We start from the raw sequence: 2,479 nt of genomic DNA, 5'->3' as shown, positions 1-2,479 counted from the left end.
CAGTGTTCCACATACCGGCGGGCAATCCCGGCCTGCGGGTTCCTGCCGTTGTCGTTCTCAAAAGTCCAGTCCCGCATAGTGGGGTCGGTAAAGCCCCGGCGTTTCAGTTCTTCCACGGTGTCAAGGTGCCTGCGCCGTTTCTCGGCGGCCTCCCGTTCCTCGCGGGCGGCTCTCTGACAGTCGCACTCTGCCGGGTGGCGGTCACGGCCAAAGATAGCGGCCTTGTCCGGCGCAAAATAGGCTTCTTTCGGCTTGCGGCACTTGCCGCAGTACAGTAAACCGTCCTCGCCGGTGTAGTCCGACCGCTCCGGGGTGGTGGTCGTCATATTCTCCAAAACAGCGTTGATTTCGTTCTTCATAAACTCTCGCCCTCCTTGCATGAGTAGTCTGGTATGCCCTTTTTCGGGGCGCCCTTTTTGTCGTTCCCCGCCCATATCCGCAGGGCGGCGGCATAATTCTGGTAGCTTTTCCCGCTGGCGGCAAGGTAGCGGCTCATTTCCTCGATGAACCGTTCCAGCCTGTCGGGGTACTCTGCCTGCAACTCGTCGTATTCGGTCTGTGACAGAAAAATATTCTGGTATCGGCCATAGGCTGCGGGCGGCTCCCCACTCGCTCCCATTGTTTGGTTCTCTGTAAGGTTGTTTATAGTAGTTTGGTTAGGGGACGGTTTTCCGACCATCATAAGGTCGGTTTTCCGGCCATCAGTTGGTCGGAAAACTGTACCTGTGGCACACGCGGCACTTTCACATATAGCCGGTTCGGTGCGGAGAAGCCGCCCCGTTCCCGTTCCAAAAGCCCCGCCATGTCCAGTTCATTCAGCGCCCCCTTTATAGTGGTGCTGCCTTTATCCAGTATTTCGGCTATCTCCGCGATGGGATAGATAATATAAATCCTGCCCTTGTCGTCCTGCCACTTGTTCTTCTGGGAGAGGGTGGAGCGGTCTAACAGCAGCGAATACAGCAGCTTGGCGGTCTGGGAAATCTCCATTTTCAGCAGGAAACGAGGATAAGGCAGAAAGAGAGGCAGCGGCGTGTCTGTCATGATATAATCAGCGATAGTATCACCTCCCTGTGTTCGGGTTGATTTTGGCAGTTTGTCACGCATTAGGACGGCGTTTCCGGGGGAAAAGGATAAATGTATCGCGCACCCTTTGACACCCACGAAAAAAGCCTTGATTTATGCGGGTTTGAAAGGCTCTAAAGCGTGACATTTATGCCTTTGTTTCCGCTTTCTCTCGGCGGCTTTGATTTTCTTCATGCGTCCGGCGCAGCCGGGGCAGTATTTTCCCCGGTTGGATTTGGGGACAAAGGCCGCCCCGCAGACGGCGCAGCATTTCCGGCTCCCCCGGTACAGGAGGGCTGCGGCCAGCTCCCCGTCAAGGGGCAGGACAGCCACACGGAACCAGCGGCACATGAGAGAAAAGGAAATGCTCTGGACACACACGCAAGGCTCCCCGTCGTCCAGCAGCAGGCAGTTTCCCCCGTCGTAGTTACAGCACTCATGTACCAGCCGCCGCGCCCGCCGGTGCTGGCGGTAGTCCATGCGGGGCAGGTTATCGCTCATGGCTCTGCTCCTTTCTGCGGTGGGGTTCCTCCCGACGCAAAATCTGGTCGATGTTCCGCTTGACGGTCTGCAACTCCTTGAACCGCTGTTTCTGTTCGTGATAGGTGTTATACAGGCCGTCTTTCTCGGAGATAAGCTGCTCGATCTCGGCCTGCAATGCTTTCCGGGCGGGCAGCTTGGTAATGCCATGCGCCTTGAAATACCGGGCGGCGGCTTCGGCTATGATAAAATCGCTCTCGTTTGCCTGCCGGTAGGCGGCGCGGGCTTTCTCGGATTTCTGCGCTTTCAGCCCGTCGCGGGTGGGCTTGGTCTTGGCGTAGGCAAGTACCTGTTGCTGCAACTCCTTTTTCCCTTGTAGCTTCGTTTCCAGTGTTTTCAGTTCGCCGCTGGTCTGGCGCATTTCCTGATAGGCGGTATCAACGGCGGCTTCCAACTGCTCCGGGGAAGTGAAGCCGTATTCCTGATATACATTCAGCGTCGCGGCCATTTGTTTGAGGTTGTGCATGGTCGCCCAGCGTTCATAGCCCCGGCCTTTGCCCTAGGCCATTTTCTGCTCAATATTCACAAGCCGCTGCACACCGTCTTGTTTCGGGGCGGTTTGAGGGGCTTTTATAGGTTGTATGCCGGTTTTCCCATGCCGGTGGTATTCGGGTATGGCTGCGGGCTGTTCTGTGGCTCTGGCGGCGTTCTGCTCCAAAACGGCAAAGATAGCGGCGCGGTCAAAGTCGTTGCCCAGCTTTCGGGCGGTAATGGGTTTTGTCCTGTCCGGCGTAAGGTAGGACAGCCGCCCCCGGCTCTCCTTGACGGTCACGCCCTCCCGCAGCAGCAGAGAGGAAAATTCCTCGAATGAGGTCGCCGCAGACAGCGCGGCGCGTATGGTCTGCCGCAGCTTCTCCTTGTTCGTTTCAAACTTGGT

4 protein-coding genes and 1 pseudogene are annotated in these 2,479 nt (G+C 57.1%); all 5 read right to left on the bottom strand.

Annotated features, from left to right (window positions below):
- A partial coding sequence (locus H6B31_RS16480) for a P-loop NTPase family protein (protein WP_510186754.1) occupies positions 1-359 on the bottom strand: 359 nt, incomplete at its 3' end.
- A complete protein-coding gene (locus H6B31_RS17855) occupies positions 356-682 on the bottom strand; it encodes a hypothetical protein (protein ID WP_430691957.1) in 327 nt (108 codons plus the stop codon). The genes H6B31_RS17855 and H6B31_RS16480, both read right to left, overlap by 4 nt.
- A complete protein-coding gene (locus H6B31_RS17850; protein ID WP_430691956.1) occupies positions 679-1,104 on the bottom strand; it encodes a replication initiator protein A in 426 nt (141 codons plus the stop codon). Before H6B31_RS17850 ends, H6B31_RS17855 begins: the two co-directional genes overlap by 4 nt.
- 72 nt (positions 1,105-1,176) lie before the next feature.
- Entirely contained in the window at positions 1,177-1,563 is a 387-nt protein-coding gene (locus tag H6B31_RS16470; protein WP_204899491.1) for a cysteine-rich VLP domain-containing protein, read from the bottom strand.
- Positions 1,553-2,479, bottom strand: a pseudogene (locus H6B31_RS16465) (relaxase/mobilization nuclease domain-containing protein); the annotation flags it as partial. The pseudogene H6B31_RS16465 and the gene H6B31_RS16470, both read right to left, overlap by 11 nt.

It is taken from the genome of Pseudoflavonifractor capillosus (assembly GCF_016899775.1).
Taxonomy (GTDB): Bacteria; Bacillota; Clostridia; order Oscillospirales; family Oscillospiraceae; genus Lawsonibacter.
The sequence above is the reverse complement of the archived record's forward strand: the minus strand, read 5'-3'. Positions and strand labels throughout refer to the sequence as shown.

What these genes read in the sequence shown, in the direction of transcription:
- H6B31_RS17855 (WP_430691957.1), bottom strand. Translation starts at nt 682, where the DNA reads ATGATGGTCGGAAAACCGTCCCCTAACCAAACTACTATAAACAACCTT.
- H6B31_RS17850 (WP_430691956.1), bottom strand. Translation starts at nt 1,104, where the DNA reads ATGCGTGACAAACTGCCAAAATCAACCCGAACACAGGGAGGTGATACT.
- H6B31_RS16470 (WP_204899491.1), bottom strand. Translation starts at nt 1,563, where the DNA reads ATGAGCGATAACCTGCCCCGCATGGACTACCGCCAGCACCGGCGGGCG.